Raw genomic sequence first — 15870 nt, forward strand, 5'->3', positions numbered from 1 at the left:
ATGAGCGAACCGATCCAGCCGGACACGCTGACCCCGGTCCTCACCCGCCGGTGGTCCGAGGAGCGGTCCTGGACGCTGGAGACCTACGAGCGGACCGGCGGCTACCGGGCGTTGCGCACCGCGCTGGCGGCGCACCCGGACCAGCTGATCACGCTGGTGAAGGACTCCGGCCTGCGCGGCCGCGGCGGCGCCGGTTTCCCCACGGGCATGAAGTGGTCCTTCATCCCGCAGGGCGCCGAGGGCCCGGGCGCCAAGCCCAAGTACCTCGTGGTCAACGCCGACGAGGGCGAGCCCGGGACCTGCAAGGACATCCCGACGATGATGGCGGACCCGCACTCGCTCATCGAGGGCTGCATCATCACCAGCTACGCGATCCGCGCGAACTTCTGCGCGATCTACGTGCGCGGGGAGGCGCTGCACCCGATCCGCCGGGTGCGCGCGGCGGTGGCCGAGGCCTACGCCGAGGGCTACCTGGGCAAGGACATCCTCGGGACCGGGTTCGACCTGGACATCGTGGTGCATGCCGGCGCGGGCGCGTACATCTGCGGCGAGGAGACGGCGCTGCTCGACTCGCTCGAGGGCCGCCGGGGCCAGCCCCGACTCAAGCCGCCCTTCCCCGCGACGGCCGGGCTGTACGCCTCGCCCACGGTCGTCAACAACGTGGAGACCATCGCGTCGGTGCCGTTCATCGTGGCCGGCGGCTCGGACTGGTTCCGCACCATGGGCTCGGAGAAGTCGCCCGGGCCGAAGATCTACTCGGTGTCGGGGCACGTCGAGCGGCCCGGGCAGTACGAGGCCCCGATGGGCATCACGCTGCGCACGCTGCTCGAGCTGGCCGGCGGGATGAAGGACGGGATCCCGCTCAAGTTCTGGACGCCCGGCGGCTCCTCGACCCCGATGTTCACCGCCGAGCACCTCGACGTCCCCCTGGACTTCGAGGGCGCGGCCGGCGCGGGCTCCATGCTGGGCACCACCGCGGTGCAGGTCTTCAACGAGACCGTCTCGGTGCCGTGGGCGGTCATGAAGTGGACCGAGTTCTACAAGCACGAGAGCTGCGGAAAGTGCACGCCGTGCCGGGAGGGCACCTACTGGCTGGTGCAGATCCTGGAGCGGATGGTGCACGGCGAGGGCACCGCCGAGGACGTCGAGACCATGCTCGACGTCTGCGACAACATCCTCGGCCGCTCCTTCTGCGCGCTGGGCGACGGCGCCACGAGCCCGATCACCAGCGGGATCAAGTACTTCCGCCAGGAGTTCCTGGACCTGATCGCCGAGCAGCCCGCGGTCGCGAGGCCCGCCCAGCTGGCGGACGTGGAACGGGCGGACGACACCGAGCTGAGCGGAGCCCCCGCATGACACTCGCTCCCGAGAACGAGAAGGCCCCCGTCCCCGAGGGGCACGTGCGGCTCACCATCGACGGCATCGAGGTCGACGCGCCCAAGGGCGAGATCCTGATCCGCACCTGTGAGCGGCTGGGGATCATCGTCCCCCGGTTCTGCGACCACCCGCTGCTCGACCCGGCCGGCGCCTGTCGGCAGTGTCTGGTCGAGGTGGAGATGGGCGGCCGGCCGATGCCGAAGCCGCAGGCCAGCTGCACCATGACCGTGGCCGACGGGATGGTGGTGAAGACCCAGCACACCTCGCCGGTGGCCGACAAGGCCCAGCAGGGCGTGATGGAGCTGCTGCTCATCAACCACCCGCTGGACTGCCCGATCTGCGACAAGGGCGGCGAGTGCCCGCTGCAGAACCAGGCGATGTCGAGCGGCCGCACGGACTCCCGGTTCGTCGAGACCAAGCGGACCTTCCCCAAGCCGCTGCCGATCAGCAGCCAGGTGCTGCTCGACCGCGAGCGCTGCGTGCTCTGCCAGCGCTGCACCCGCTTCTCCGAGCAGATCGCCGGCGACCCCTTCATCGACCTGCTCGAGCGGGGCGCGAACCAGCAGATCGGCACCGCCGAGGACAAGCCCTTCCAGAGCTACTTCTCGGGCAACACGATCCAGATCTGCCCGGTCGGCGCCCTGACCAGCGCGGCCTACCGGTTCCGGTCGCGGCCGTTCGACCTGCGCTCCACCCCGAGCGTCTGCGAGCACTGCAGCTCCGGCTGCGCGCAGCGCAACGACTCCCGGCGCGGCACCGTCATGCGCCGGCTCGCGGGCAACGACCCCGAGGTCAACGAGGAGTGGACCTGCGACAAGGGCCGGTTCGCGTTCCGGTACCTGCAGTCCAAGGAGCGGATCACCCGCCCGCTCGTCCGGGACGCGTCGGGCCAGCTGGTCGAGGCCTCCTGGACGGAGGCGCTGCGGATCGCCGCCGAGGGCCTGCTCGCCGCGCGGGCGCGGCGGGGCATCGGCGTGCTGGCCGGCGGCCGGCTGACCGTCGAGGACGCCTACGCCTACGCCAAGTTCGCCCGGGTCGCCGCCGGCACCCACGACGTCGACTTCCGGGCCCGCCCGCACAGCGCCGAGGAGCTGGAGTTCCTCACCACCACGCTGGGCACCACCCCCGAGACCGGCGTCAGCTTCGCGGCGGTCGAGGCCGCCCCGTCCGTCCTCACGGTCGGGCTGGATCTCGAGGAGGAGGCCGGCATCGTCTTCCTCCGCATCCGCAAGGCCGTGCGCAAGCGGGGGCAGAAGGTCTTCCAGCTCGGCCAGTGGACCACCGCGGGCGTCCGCAAGACCAAGGCCACGCTGGTCCGGTCCGTTCCGGGCGCCGAGGCCGCGGTGCTGCGCGAGCTCACGACCGCCACGGACGACGCCGGCAAGGAGCTGGTCGACGCCCTGTCCGCGCCGGGCGCGGTGATCCTCGTCGGTGACCGGGCCGCCGAGGTGCCCGGCCTGCACTCGGCCGTCGCCGCGCTGGCCACCCGGACCGGCGCGAAGGTCGCCTGGATCCCGCGCCGCGCCGGCGACCGGGGCGCCCTGGAGGCCGGTGCGGTCCCGACCCTGCTGCCCGGTGGCCGCCCGGTCACCGACGCGGCGGCCCGCGCCGAGGTCGAGCGGGCCTGGGGGCTGCCGGAGGGCTCGCTGCCCGCGGGTCCCGGCCGCAGCACGGACGAGATCGTGGCCGCGGCCGCCGCGGGCGAGCTGTCCGCGCTGGTCGTCGGTGGGGTCGACCCGCACGACCTGACCGACCCGGCCGTCGCGCTCGCGGCGCTGGAGAAGGTCGGCTTCCTGGTCAGCCTGGAGCTGCACGCCTCGGCGGTCACCGAGCGCGCCGACGTCGTGCTCCCGGTGGCGCCCGACGCCCAGCGCGAGGGCAGCTATCTCAACTGGGAGGGCCGCCGCCGGCCCTTCGGCGTCACGCTCGACGCCAGCGGCGTCCTGCCGGACTGCCGGGTGCTCGACACCCTGGCCGTCGAGATGGACGCGGACCTGTTCACGCAGACGCCGGCGGCCTCCGCGGGCGACCTCGAGCGGCTCGGCCGGTACACCGGCTCCGCGGCCGCGCCGACGGCCGAGCCCGGGCACACGCCGCGTCCGGCGAAGGTCGGGCAGGCCGTGCTGGCCACCTGGCGGCAGCTGATCGACGACGGCTCGCTCCTCGTCGACGAGCCCGCCCTGGCCGGCACCGCCCGCCCGCCGCGGGTGCGCACCAACGCCGCCACGGCCGAGCGCCTCGGCCTGGTCGAGGGCGAGGCGGCCGGCGTCGCCACCGACCGCGGCGCGATCACGCTGCAGGTCGAGCTGGCGGACCTGCCCGACGGCGTGGTCTGGCTCCCGGCGAACTCGCCCGGCTCGGCGGTGCGCAGCACCCTCGGGGTCGGGCACGGCGCGCTGGTCCGGGTGGCCCCGGCCGGTGCTCTCGGAGGTGCCCGGTGAACCCGGCGATCGACCCCGTCGACGGCATGACGCGCACCCAGCAGCTGCTGGCGGACGACCCGCTCTGGCTGGTGGTCCTCAAGGTCGTCGTGCTGTTCGCGGTCGGCGTGGTGCTGACCCTGTTCATGATCAACTGGGAGCGCAAGGTCGTGGCCCGGATGCAGCAGCGTCCGGGGCCGAACCGGGTGGGCCCCAACGGCTGGCTGCAGTCGCTGGCCGACGGCCTCAAGCTGGCCTTCAAAGAGGACATCATGCCGGTCCTCGCCGACAAGAAGGTCTACTTCATCGCGCCGGTGATCTCGACGATCCCGGCCTTCCTCGCCTTCTCGGTCATCCCGTTCGGCGGCGAGGTCTCGATCTTCGGCGAGCGCACGGTCCTGCAGCTGGTCGACCTGCCGGTCGGCGTGCTGGTGGTGCTGGCCTGCTCGTCGATCGGCGTCTACGGCATCGTGCTCGGCGGCTGGGCCTCCGGCTCGCCGTACTCGCTGCTCGGCGCACTGCGCTCGGCGGCGCAGGTGATCTCCTACGAGATCGCGCTCGGCCTGTCGGTGGTCGCGGTCGTGCTCTATGCGCGGTCGATGTCCACCGCCGACATCGTCGCGGCACAGGGCTCGGGCTGGTACTTCTACCTGCTCATCCCGAGCTTCGTGGTCTTCGTGGTCGCCATGGTCGGCGAGACGAACCGGGCGCCGTTCGACCTGCCGGAGGCCGAGTCCGAGCTGGTCGGCGGCTTCCACACCGAGTACACGAGCCTGAAGTTCGCCCTCTTCTTCCTGGCCGAGTACGTCAACATGGTCACCGTCTCGGCCATGGCGACCACGCTCTTCCTGGGCGGCGGGCGCTGGCCCTGGCCGCTGTCGTCGTTCAACGACAACGGCTGGCTGATGTTCGTCGCGTTCCTGGTCAAGACGTTGATCTTCCTGTTCGTGTTCATCTGGCTGCGCGGCACGCTGCCCCGGTTCCGCTACGACCAGTTCATGAAGCTGGGCTGGAAGGTGCTGGTCCCGGTCAGCCTCGGCTGGATCCTGGTGATCTTCGCGATCCGCGCCTACCGCAACAGCACGGGCGGCGACTCCACCGCGGCGCTGCTGATCACGATCGGCATCGTGGTCCTGGCGATCCTCGCGGTCGCCTTCCTGCTGCCGGACCGCCGGACGCCGGACGAGGAGGTCGAGGCCGCGTCGGACTACCCGGTGCCGCCGCTGGACCTCAAGGTCCCCTCGGCGCCCAGGCGGCGCAGGCCCGTCGAGCGGCGACAGCCCGCCGGTGCGCTCACCGGGAAGGAGGAGGAGTAGACGATGTTCGAGTTCTTCAAGGGCTTCGGCGTCACCTTCTCGACGATGTTCAAGAAGGTCGTCACCGAGGAGTACCCCGAGGACTTCCCGCCCGCCGCGCCGCGCTACCACGGCCGGCACCAGCTCAACCGGCACCCGGACGGGCTGGAGAAGTGCGTGGGCTGCGAGCTGTGCGCCTGGGCCTGCCCTGCCGACGCGATCTACGTCGAGGGCGGGGACAACACCGAGGAGGCGCGGTACTCCCCGGGCGAGCGCTACGGCGCGATCTACCAGATCAACTACCTGCGCTGCATCGGCTGCGGGCTCTGCATCGAGGCGTGCCCCACGCGCTCGCTCACGATGACGAACTTCTACGAGCTCGCCGACGACAACCGGCAGGACCTGATCTACACCAAGGAGCAGCTGCTGGCGCCGCTGCTGCCGGGGATGGAGCAGCCGCCGCACCCGATGCGCCTCGGCACGGACGAGCAGGACTACTACGTGCAGGGCCCGGTCCTGGCACGCAAGTCCGCCGCGGGTGAGGACGTGCCCGGGGAGCCGGTGGGGGAGCAGGTCCGATGAGTGTCCTCGCGCAGGCCGCCTCCACCGCCGGCGACGCCGGCGTGGGCGAGGCGGTCGTCTTCTGGATCCTCGGGCCGATCGCGCTGGCCGCGGCCATCGCGATGGTCCTCGCCCGCAACGCGGTGCACTCGGCGCTGTTCCTGGTGCTGACCATGCTCTCGCTGGCCGTGTTCTACCTGATGCAGCAGGCGCCCTTCCTCGGGTTCGTGCAGATCATCGTGTACACGGGCGCCGTGATGATGCTGTTCCTGTTCGTGCTCATGCTGGTGGGCCGGGACAGCTCGGACTCCGTGGTCGAGGTGCTGCGCGGCCAGCGGGTCGCGGCGGTGCTGCTCGGCCTGGCGTTCGCGCTGCTGCTGGTCGCCGGCGTCGGCCGGGCGGCGTTCGCGATCCCGTCCGCCGGGCTCGGCGTGGCGGCGTCGAACGGCAACCTCCCGGGCATCGGCCGGCTGGTGTTCACGGACTACCTGCTGCCCTTCGAGCTCACCTCGGCGCTGCTGATCACGGCCGCCCTGGGCGCGATCGTGCTCGCCTTCGCGCAGAGGAAGCCGAAGGCCAAGCTCGGCCAGCGCGCCACCGTCATCGCCCGGCTGCGCGGCGAGCACGCCCGCGTCTCGCCGCTGCCCGGCCCCGGCGTCTACGCCACGGCCAACTCGGTGGCGGTGCCGGCGCTGCTGCCGGACGGCTCGATCGCCCGCGAGTCGCTCGCCGAGATCATCGAGGGCCACGAGGTCGAGGAGCACCCGCGGCCCCCGGCCGACGCGCACGCCCTCACCGACGGGCGGCGGGCCGAGCTCGGGAGCGCGCGGACCGAGGCGCGGACCACGGGCACCGCGACGGGCGCTCCCACGGGCGGCGAGGAGGAGCGCGCATGAGCCCCACCAACTACCTGCTGCTCTCCGGGCTGCTGTTCACCGTCGGCGCGATCGGGGTGCTTGTGCGCCGCAACGCGATCGTCGTGTTCATGTGCATCGAGCTGATGCTCAACGCGGTGAACCTGTCGCTGGTGACCTTCGCCCGCATCAACGGCCAGCTCGACGGCCAGGTCATGGCGTTCTTCGTCATGGTCGTCGCCGCGGCCGAGGTGGTGGTCGGGCTGGCCATCATCATGTCGATCTTCCGGACCCGTCGTTCGTCCTCCGTGGACGACGCGAACCTGCTGAAGTACTAGGAGCTTTCGACGATGACCGCTCCCCCTGAGGTGCTGCCGGCGGGTGGCGCCGCGTCGGCGGCCTGGCTGCTCTTCGCGATCCCCGCCCTCAGCGCGGTGGTGCTGTTCCTGGCCGGGAAGCGCGCGAACGCGTGGGGCCACTGGCTCGGCGTCGGCTCCGTGCTCGCGTCGTTCGCGCTGGGCGTGGTGATCTTCGTCCAGACCCTGGGCGTCGCCCCCGAGCAGCGCACCACAGAGGTGTCGCTGTACTCCTGGATCGCCTCCGGCACGCTCGACGTGGACTTCGGGCTCCGCATCGACCCGCTGTCGCTGACGTTCGTGCTGCTGATCACCGGCGTCGGCTCGCTGATCCACATCTACTCGGTGGGGTACATGGCGCCGCACGAGGGCGCCGAGCCCTCGTCGGACTCCAGCCGGCGGCGCTTCTTCGCCCAGCTCAACCTGTTCGTCGCGGCCATGCTCGTGCTGGTCCTCGGCAACAACTTCGTGCTGCTGTACCTCGGGTGGGAGGGCGTCGGCCTGGCGTCGTACCTGCTCATCGGCTTCTACCAGGACCGCCCCTCGGCGGCGACGGCCGCGAAGAAGGCCTTCCTGATGAACCGGGTCGGCGACGTCGGGCTGGCACTGGCGATCTTCCTGCTCTGGCTGGAGCTCGGGACGCTGCAGTACACCGAGGTCTTCGCCCGCATCGGCGAGCTCGGCGGCGGCACGGTCCTGGCGATCACGCTCCTGCTGCTGCTCGGCGCGTGCGGCAAGTCCGGCCAGTTCCCGCTGCAGGCCTGGCTCCCGGACGCCATGGAGGGCCCGACCCCGGTCTCCGCGCTCATCCACGCGGCCACCATGGTCACCGCGGGCGTCTACCTCATCGCCCGCACGAACCCGATCTACGACCTCAGCGCCACCGGCCGCGTGGTCGTCGCGCTGATCGGCGTGGTCACGCTGCTGATCGGGGCGATCATCGGCTGCGCCTACGACGACATCAAGAAGGTGCTCGCCTACTCCACGGTGAGCCAGATCGGGTACATGATCCTGGCCGTCGGGCTCGGCCCGGCCGGCTACGCGCTCGGCATCTTCCACCTGCTCACGCACGGCTTCTTCAAGGCCGGGCTGTTCCTCGGGGCCGGCTCGGTCATGCACGCCATGAACGACGACGTGAACATGCGGAACTTCGGCGGCCTCGGCCGGCGGATGCCGATCACGTTCGTGACCTTCGGCCTCGGCTACCTCGCGCTGATCGGCTTCCCCTTCCTGTCCGGCTACTTCTCGAAGGACGCGATCATCGAGGCCGCGTTCGGCCAGGAGGGCTGGCAGGGCTGGGTGTACGGCGGCGCGGCGACCCTGGCCGCCGGGCTCACCGCCTTCTACATGACCCGCCTGATGATCATGACGTTCTTCGGCGAGGAGCGGTGGCAGAAGCTCACCGCGCCGGACGGCGAGCACTACCACCCGCACGAGTCGCCGCCGGTGATGACCGGGCCGATGATCGTGCTGGCGATCGGCTCGGTGTTCGCCGGCTTCGTGCTCAGCGCGGTCGGGCTGAACCAGTGGCTCGCGCCCTCGCTCGGCGAGCTGGAGGAGTCCACGCACGGGGTGCTCCCGCACGCGCTGGTCCCGTGGCTGGTGCTGGCCTTCTCGGCGCTCGGCGTGCTGGTGGCCTACCTCGTGGTCGGCCGCCGCCCGACGCCGGTCGAGCGGCCGGAGCCGGTCTCGCTGCCCGTCCGCGCCGCCCGGCGGGACCTCTACGCCAACGCCGTCAACGAGACCGTCATCGAGCGGCCGGGCATCTGGCTCACCCGCGCGCTGGTCTTCCTCGACAACCGGGGCGTCGACGGGCTGGTCAACGGCCTGGCCGCCGGCCTGGGCGGCGGGTCGGCCCGGTTGAGACGGCTGCAGACCGGGTTCGTGCGCTCCTACGCGCTCTCGATGCTGGGCGGCAGCGTGTTCGTCGTCGCGGCCCTGCTGGCGGTGAGGTTCGCATGAGCACCGCTCCCGACACGGGCGGCAACGTGATGCTGCTGGTCCTGCTCCTCCTGCCGGTCGTCGGCGCGCTGCTGATGTACCCGCTGCGCCGCAACGTCCCCGCCGCCAAGGCCGCGGCCATGGCGACGGCGCTGCTCGAGTTCGTCCTCGTCGTCGTGACGTGGGTGGGGTACTCCACCGACGCCGCGAGCTCCGGCGAGCGCTTCCAGTACGTGTTCTCGGTGCCGTGGATCCCGGCCTTCGGCACGCACCTGGCCTTCGGGATCGACGGCATCGCGCTCGTCATGATCGCGCTGACGGCCTTCCTCGTGCCCGGCCTGATGCTCTTCGCCTGGGCGGAGAAGCTGCCGGAGGGCCGCACGGCCTCGGGCTACTTCGCCCTGCTGCTGGCCACCGAGGCCACGCTGATGGGCGTCTTCACCGCCACGGACGTCTTCCTGTTCTACGTCTTCTTCGAGGCGATGCTCATCCCGATGTACTTCCTCATCGGGCGCTTCGGCGGGCCGAACCGGCAGTACGCCTCGGTGAAGTTCTTCCTGTATTCGCTGCTCGGCGGGCTGATCATGCTGGCCTCGCTGATCGGGCTGTACGTGACGAGCGCCGACCAGCTCGGCGCCGGCACGTTCACCTGGAGTGACCTGCAGTCGATCGCGCAGAGCACCCCGACGTCGACCCAGATCTGGCTGTTCCTGGGCTTCTTCGTGGCCTTCGCGATCAAGGCGCCGCTGGTGCCCTTCCACACCTGGCTGCCCGACGCCGGTGCCGAGGCCCCGATCGTGGCCGCGGTCCTGCTCGTCGGCGTGCTGGACAAGGTGGGCACCTTCGGCTTCCTGCGCTACTGCCTGCCGCTGTTCCCTCAGGCCAGTCAGGTCCTGGCGCCGCTGGTGCTGGTGCTGGCGGTCATCGGGATCATCTACGGCGCGCTGCTCGCCGTGGGGCAGAAGGACATGAGCCGGTTCGTGGCGTACACGTCGATCGCGCACTTCGGCTTCATCGCGCTCGGCACGTTCGCCTTCTCCAGCCAGGCATTCGCCGGCGCGACGCTGTACATGGTCAACCACGGCCTCTCCACCGGCATGCTGTTCGTGATGGTCGGCCTGCTGGTGGCCCGCGGCGGGTCGCGGCTGATCCGCGACTACGGGGGCGTGTCCAAGCTGGCCCCGCTGCTGGCGGGCTGCCTGCTGCTGGCGGGGATGTCGTCGCTCGCGCTGCCCGGCACCAACTCGTTCGTCAGCGAGTTCCTGGTGCTGGTCGGGTCGTTCCCGCGCGAGCCGGTGGCGACGATCATCGCGACCGTCGGCATCATCTTCGCCGCGCTCTACATCCTGTGGTTCTACCAGCAGACGATGCAGGGCCCGGTCCGCGGCAACGCCGTGATCCGGGCGCTGGAGGCCGGCGGCGCCGGCGGGCCCGGGGCGATGATCGACCCGGCCGTGGCCGCCGAGCGCGGCGCCGGGTTCCCCGACCTCACCAAGCGTGAGATCGGCGTGCTGGCCCCGCTGGTCGTCGTGATCGTGGTGCTCGGGTTCTTCCCGGGCCCCGTGCTCGACGTCATCAATCCGTCCGTGCAGGCGACGATCACCGAGGTCGGGCTGCCCGACCCGGTGCCGGCCGGCGGCGTCGTGGGAGGTGTCCGGTGATCGCGCTCGCGCAGGTGGCCCCGCTGACGGCGCCGCCCATCGACTACGCGGCCATCGCGCCGTTGCTCGTCGTGCTCGGCGGCGCGTGCGTGTCGGTGCTGCTGGAGGCGTTCCTGCCGCGGCACCAGCGCTGGCCCGCGCAGGTCGCGCTGTCCGTGCTGGTGATCGCGGTGGCGGGCATCGCGCTCGGGGTCTACGCCGGGGGCGCGCCCGCGGCGGGCGTGGTCACGCTGGCCTCCGCCCTGACCGTCGACGTCCCGACGCTGTTCCTGTGGGGCACGCTGCTGGTCCTCGGGTTCGGCTCGATCCTGCTCATCGCGGACCGCTCGGTGGAGCCGGGCGGCGCGTTCATCGCGTCCGCCGTGGAGCGGGCGTCGGTCGCGGCCGCGCCCGGCACCACGACCGGGCCCAGCGGCGTCGACCCGGAGCACGTCGACCGGTCCTACGGGGCGCCCGGCGAGGCGCCGACGATGCAGACCGAGGTCTTCCCGTTCACGCTGTTCGCGCTCGGCGGGATGATGGCGTTCGTCGCGTCGAACGACCTGCTCACGATGTTCGTGGCGCTCGAGGTGCTCTCGCTGCCGCTGTACCTGATGTGCGGGCTGGCGCGGCGGCGCCGGCTGCTGTCGCAGGAGGCCGCGGTCAAGTACTTCCTGCTCGGGGCGTTCGCGTCGGCGTTCTTCCTCTACGGGCTGGCGCTGCTCTACGGCTACGCGGGCTCGGTCAGGCTCACGGCCATCGCCACCGCCGCGGTGGGCACCCCGAAGTCCGACGCGCTGCTGTTCGGCGGGCTCGCGCTGCTCGTCGTCGGGCTGCTGTTCAAGGGCTCGGTCGGCCCGTTCCACACCTGGACGCCGGACGTCTACCAGGGCGCCCCCACGCCGGTCACCGCGTTCATGGCGGCCTGCACCAAGGTCGCGGCCTTCGGGGCGATCCTGCGGGTGCTGCACGTGGCGTTCGGCTCCACGCACTGGGAGTGGCGCGGGGTGATGTGGGTGGTCGCGGTCGCCTCCATGGCGATCGGCGCGGTGCTCGGCCTCACACAGACCGACCTCAAGCGCATGATCGCGTACTCGTCGGTGGCGCACGCGGGGTTCCTGCTCATCGGGGCCATGGCGATCACGCCCGAGGGTGTGTCGTCGACGCTGTTCTACCTGCTGGCCTACGGCTTCACCACGCTCGGCGTGTTCGGTGTCATCTCGCTGGTGCGCAACGCCGACGGCGAGGCCACCCACCTGTCCCAGTGGGCGGGGCTGGCGAAGCGCTCGCCGATCCTCGCCGGGGTGATGACCTTCCTGCTGCTCGCCCTCGCCGGGATCCCGCTCACCAGCGGTTTCACCGCCAAGTTCGCGGTGTTCTCGGCCGCGCTCGCGGACGGGATGGCGCCGCTCGTCGTCATCGCGCTGGTGGCGTCGGCCGTCGCCGCGTTCTTCTACCTGCGGGTGATCGTGCTGATGTACTTCAGCGAGACGCCGGAGGACGGGCCCACGGTCACGGTGCCGGGCGCGTTCACCACGGTCGCGATCACACTCGGTGTCGTGGTGACCCTGCTGCTCGGTGTCGTCCCGACGCTCGTGCTCGGCTGGGCCGGCGCGGGCGGGCTCACAGGCTGACCGCAGGAAGGCCTCGTAGGCTGGTGCGCGTGGAGACGCAGAGCGTGGCGGGTGTGGAGCTCGCCGACCCGGACCTGGCCGCCGCGACGGCGCGCGGGCTCGAGCGGGTGGAGGAGCTGCTGCACCGCGAGGTGCACAGCGAGTACCACTTCGTCAGCGAGACGTCCCTGCACCTGATCGATGCCGGGGGCAAGCGGTTCCGGCCGCTGTTCACGCTGCTCAGCGCGCAGATCGGGCCCTCGCCGAACGGGGACGACGTGGTGCGGGCGGCCGCTGTGGTGGAGCTGGTCCACCTGGCCACGCTCTACCACGACGACGTCATGGACTCGGCCACGATGCGGCGGGGCGCCGAGAGCGCGAACCACCGGTGGGACAACACGGTCGCGATCCTGACCGGGGACTTCCTGTTCGCGCACGCGTCGCGGCTCGTGGCCGACCTCGGGCCCGACGCGGTGCGGATCATCGCCGAGACCTTCGCCGAGCTCGTCACGGGGCAGATGCGGGAGACCCGCGGCCCGGGGCCGTCGGACGATCCGGTGCGGCACTACCTGCAGGTCATCGCCGAGAAGACCGGCTCGTTGATCGCCACCTCGGGCCGGTACGGCGGGATGTTCTCCGGCTGCACCGCCGAGCAGATCGAGTCGCTGCACCGCTTCGGCGCCACGATCGGCACGGCCTTCCAGATCTCGGACGACATCATCGACATCGCCTCGCCCTCGCTCGACTCGGGCAAGACGCCGGGCACCGACCTGCGCGAGGGCGTGCACACGCTGCCGATGCTCTACGCGCTGCAGGACCCGGGCTGTCCGCCCCGGCTGCGGGAGCTGCTGGCCGCTCCGATCGAGGCGGACGCCGAGGTCGAGGAGGCCCTGGAGCTGCTGCGTTCCGGCCCGGGCATCCCGCGCGCCAAGGACACCCTCGCCGGGTACGCGGAGGAGGCCCGCGCCGAGCTGGGCAAGCTCCCCGCCTGCCCCGCCACCGAGGCCCTCGGCACCCTCACCGCCTACACGATCGACCGCATCGCCTGACGGGCGAGGGTCAACGGGTCTCGGGCTCCGGCACCGGTCGCAGCTCGCGCTCGGGCCGGGCCCGGGTGGCCCGGACCAGGTCGACGGTGAAGAGGGCCAGGGCGATCCACACCAGCCCGAAGCCGAGCCACCGGGAGACCGGCATGTCCTCGCCGTTGACCAGCACGCCCCAGAGGAACTGCATCGTGGGCGTGAGGTACATCAGCGTGCCGAGCGTGGTGAGCGGGATCAGGCGGGCCGCGGCGCCGTAGAGCAGCAGCGGCAGGGCCGTGACCGGGCCGGCGAGCACCATCATCGCCATGTGGAAGCCGCCGAGCTCCGTGAACGTGCCCTGGCCCGTCACCTGCAGGTAGATCACGAACGCGAGCGCGATCGGGCCGACCACGAGACCCTCGCCCGTCAGGCTCGCCGTCGAGGGCAGGGAGACCTTCTTCTTCAGCAGCCCGTACACGCCGAACGACACGGCCAGGCACAGCCCGAGCCACGGCGGGCTCCCGGCACCCACGCTGATCACCACGACCGCGAGCGCCGCGATGCCGAGCGCCACCACCTGCGCGCGGTTCGGCCGCTCGCGCAGCACCAGCACGCCGAGCAACACGCTGACCAGCGGGCTCATGTAGTAGCCGAGGGCGATGTCGACGACTCGCTCGATCGAGACGCCGTAGATGAACACGCCCCAGTTGACGGTGATCACCGTGGCCGCCGCGGCGACCGTCAGCCAGCCCCGCCCGGGCAGGGCCCGCAGTGCGCCCCAGCCCCGCAGCAGGGTCAGCACGCCCGCCATCAGCACCATCGTCCAGAGGATCCGGTGGGCCAGGACCTCGACGGGACCCGCGGGGTCGAGCAGCGGCCAGAACGCCGGGAAGAGCCCCCAGGCGACGTGTGCGGCGACGCCGAGGCCGACGCCCCGGCGGTCCAGCTCCGGCGCGGCTTCGGTGACGGTCACCTTCCCATCAGAACATCCGAGCGCGGAATGTTCGAGCGCGAAAGGGCTCGCGCACCCGGCACGCTCTCGTGACGCCGGCGAGACCGCCCCGTGATCCGGATCGGTGACCGTCATCCTTCCGGTCGACGGAAGGGGAGCGGTGGGAACGACCGCAGGAGTCGGCCGGTCGCGGCGTGCGCTCTGGATCGCCGCCGCCGTCCTGGTCCCGGCGGTGCTGGCCGGGATCGGCCTGCTGTGGGTCCGTCCCGCGCCCGAGGGTCCCGGCCCCGAGGACCGGGCGTCCGCCACGGCGCCGGCGTCCTCGGCCGCCCTGCCGACGGCAGCCACCGAGCCGCCGCCCGCCGTGACCACCGACCGGTCCGGCGTCGAGCGTCTCCTCGCCGAGGCCCCGCTGCTGTTCGACGGCGAGAGCGCGCAGCTGCGGCCCGTGACCGCCGACACGGTGCGCCGGCTCGGTGGCATGCTCGAGGTGATGCCCGACGTCCCGGTGCGGCTCGTCGGACACACCGCGGACCTGCCCGGACCGGCCGAGCGGGCGCTGCGGCTGTCCCGGGAGCGGGCTGAGGCGGTCGCGGCGGCGCTGGTCGCGGCCGGGATCGAACCGCAGCGGATCAGCATCGACGGCGTCGGCGATGCGGGCCCGCTCGGCACGCCGGAGGCCAGCCGGCGGGTCGAGGTGCTGCTGGGGTAGGGCCGGTAGCGGATCACGTGGCCGGAGCGATGGACGGGGCGACGGAAAGGAGCAGGGGCGTGCCGGCACTGTTCGCGCAGATGTGGCTGCTCTGCCTCGCCGCGTTCCTGCTGGGCGCGTTGCTGACCTGGCTGCTGGTGGCCCGCCCCGCGCAGCGGGAGGCGGCACGGGCCCGGGCCGCGCTCGAGCAGCGCGACGAGCCCGTCGACCCCGTCCGCGCGGCCCAGGCCCCGCCGACGCCGATCCCCGGCGTCCCCCGGCACGCCCGGACCTCCGCCCCCGGCAACCCCGCGCTGTCGGGGCTCGGCCGCCGACGTCGTTCGGGATCGTCCGCCGTGGGCGCCCTGGACCGGCTGCGCCACGGCACCCCGGACGGGGCGCGGGCGGGCGACGGACCCGTCGTGCCGCGCCAGCCCGGCCCCGGCTCCCGGGGCTCCTCCGACCGGTCCGACGACGGGCCGTCCGTGCCGCCGCAGGACCGCGGGCACTCCCTGTTCACCCCGCCCGAGCCGCGCGCACCCGAGCCGGACGAGCCGCCCGACGTCCCACCGCGCCGCGAGCCCCCGGACGACCCCGCCCCCTGACCCCGGACACACCACCGCCCGGCGAGGCGGTGCCTGCCGGGCGGTGGGGGCGTGCGGGGTGGACGGTCAGCCGGCGATCGTCCAGGTGTCGCGGCCGGTCAGCAGGGCCTGCAGGTCCGTGCCGCCCGGCTTCTGGGCAGCCAGGTCCTTGGCCTGCTGCAGCTGGGCGCGGGCGGCGTCGTCGTAGGTCGTGCGGTCGACGTTGCGGAAGATGCCCGTGACGGTGTGGTTGAGGTCCTGGTCCGACAGGCGGGACAGGGCGAACGCGAGCTCGAGGTTGTCCGCGTCGTGGACCATGATCTCCGACGGCTCCACGTCCGCGGCCTTGACGACCTCGAGCCGGAACCCGCGCTGGACCACGGCGAACTTGTCGTCGGCGGGCCCGAAGGTGATCGGCTCGCCGTCGACGACATGGACCAGCCGCTGGTCCTTGGTCTCCGGCTTGCGGAGCAGGTCGAAGGAGCCGTCGTTGAAGATCGGGCAGTCCTGGAAGATCTCGACCAGCGCCGAGCCGCGGTGCGCGGCGGCGGCACCGAGGACCTC

The 15870-nt window shown here is 72.2% G+C and carries 13 protein-coding genes and 1 pseudogene; 12 read left to right on the forward strand and 2 right to left on the reverse strand.

The features are described 5' to 3' along the window. From nuoF to AB0B41_RS30295, 10 genes are read left to right on the forward strand one after another with little or no spacing between them, the layout of a single operon-like run. A complete protein-coding gene (gene nuoF / locus AB0B41_RS30250) occupies window positions 1-1356 on the forward strand; it encodes an NADH-quinone oxidoreductase subunit NuoF (protein WP_358209337.1) in 1356 nt (451 codons plus the stop codon). Further along, window positions 1353-3818, forward strand: coding sequence for an NADH-quinone oxidoreductase subunit G (locus tag AB0B41_RS30255; RefSeq protein ID WP_358209339.1), 2466 nt, complete (start codon window positions 1353-1355; stop codon window positions 3816-3818). Before nuoF ends, AB0B41_RS30255 begins: the two co-directional genes overlap by 4 nt. 26 nt (window positions 3819-3844) lie before the next feature. Beyond that, on the forward strand, window positions 3845-5113 hold the full coding sequence (gene nuoH, locus AB0B41_RS30260) for an NADH-quinone oxidoreductase subunit NuoH (RefSeq protein ID WP_358209359.1): 1269 nt from the start codon (window positions 3845-3847) through the stop codon (window positions 5111-5113). Between the two features lie 3 nt (window positions 5114-5116). Then, window positions 5117-5674: an NADH-quinone oxidoreductase subunit NuoI gene (nuoI, locus tag AB0B41_RS30265; protein ID WP_358209341.1), complete on the forward strand. Its 558-nt coding sequence runs from the start codon at window positions 5117-5119 to the stop codon at window positions 5672-5674. Beyond that, on the forward strand, window positions 5671-6549 hold the full coding sequence (locus AB0B41_RS30270; RefSeq protein WP_358209343.1) for an NADH-quinone oxidoreductase subunit J: 879 nt from the start codon (window positions 5671-5673) through the stop codon (window positions 6547-6549). The genes nuoI and AB0B41_RS30270 overlap by 4 nt, the downstream gene beginning before the upstream one ends. Beyond that, window positions 6546-6845 (forward strand): NADH-quinone oxidoreductase subunit NuoK, encoded by a 300-nt coding sequence (gene nuoK, locus AB0B41_RS30275; RefSeq protein WP_037053106.1) that lies wholly within the window; start codon window positions 6546-6548, stop codon window positions 6843-6845. Before AB0B41_RS30270 ends, nuoK begins: the two co-directional genes overlap by 4 nt. 12 nt (window positions 6846-6857) lie before the next feature. Beyond that, a complete protein-coding gene (gene nuoL, locus AB0B41_RS30280; protein ID WP_358209345.1) occupies window positions 6858-8825 on the forward strand; it encodes an NADH-quinone oxidoreductase subunit L in 1968 nt (655 codons plus the stop codon). Further along, window positions 8822-10465, forward strand: a complete 1644-nt coding sequence (locus AB0B41_RS30285; RefSeq protein ID WP_358209347.1) for an NADH-quinone oxidoreductase subunit M — start codon at window positions 8822-8824, stop codon at window positions 10463-10465. Before nuoL ends, AB0B41_RS30285 begins: the two co-directional genes overlap by 4 nt. Continuing rightward, a complete protein-coding gene (nuoN, locus tag AB0B41_RS30290; RefSeq protein ID WP_358209349.1) occupies window positions 10462-12078 on the forward strand; it encodes an NADH-quinone oxidoreductase subunit NuoN in 1617 nt (538 codons plus the stop codon). The genes AB0B41_RS30285 and nuoN overlap by 4 nt, the downstream gene beginning before the upstream one ends. A gap of 29 nt (window positions 12079-12107) precedes the next feature. Beyond that, window positions 12108-13106: a polyprenyl synthetase family protein gene (locus tag AB0B41_RS30295; protein WP_358209351.1), complete on the forward strand. Its 999-nt coding sequence runs from the start codon at window positions 12108-12110 to the stop codon at window positions 13104-13106. 10 nt (window positions 13107-13116) lie between these two features. Here AB0B41_RS30295 and rarD read toward each other — a convergent pair whose 3' ends face one another. After that, on the reverse strand, window positions 13117-14052 hold the full coding sequence (gene rarD, locus AB0B41_RS30300; RefSeq protein ID WP_358209353.1) for an EamA family transporter RarD: 936 nt from the start codon (window positions 14050-14052) through the stop codon (window positions 13117-13119). A 139-nt stretch (window positions 14053-14191) separates the two neighbouring features. Here rarD and AB0B41_RS30305 point away from each other — a divergent pair, with 139 nt between their 5' ends. After that, window positions 14192-14743: an OmpA family protein gene (locus AB0B41_RS30305; protein WP_358209355.1), complete on the forward strand. Its 552-nt coding sequence runs from the start codon at window positions 14192-14194 to the stop codon at window positions 14741-14743. 59 nt (window positions 14744-14802) lie between these two features. Further along, window positions 14803-15327, forward strand: a complete 525-nt coding sequence (locus AB0B41_RS30310) for a hypothetical protein (RefSeq protein ID WP_358209357.1) — start codon at window positions 14803-14805, stop codon at window positions 15325-15327. Window positions 15328-15393: 66 nt separating this feature from the next. On the opposite strand, the pseudogene AB0B41_RS30315 reads toward AB0B41_RS30310, so the two are convergent. Beyond that, a pseudogene (locus AB0B41_RS30315) lies at window positions 15394-15870 on the reverse strand (2-oxoacid:ferredoxin oxidoreductase subunit beta); the annotation flags it as partial.

Origin of the sequence: Pseudonocardia sp. NPDC049154, from assembly GCF_040648315.1 — a bacterium.
In the GTDB taxonomy this organism is placed as follows: Bacteria; Actinomycetota; Actinomycetes; order Mycobacteriales; family Pseudonocardiaceae; genus Pseudonocardia.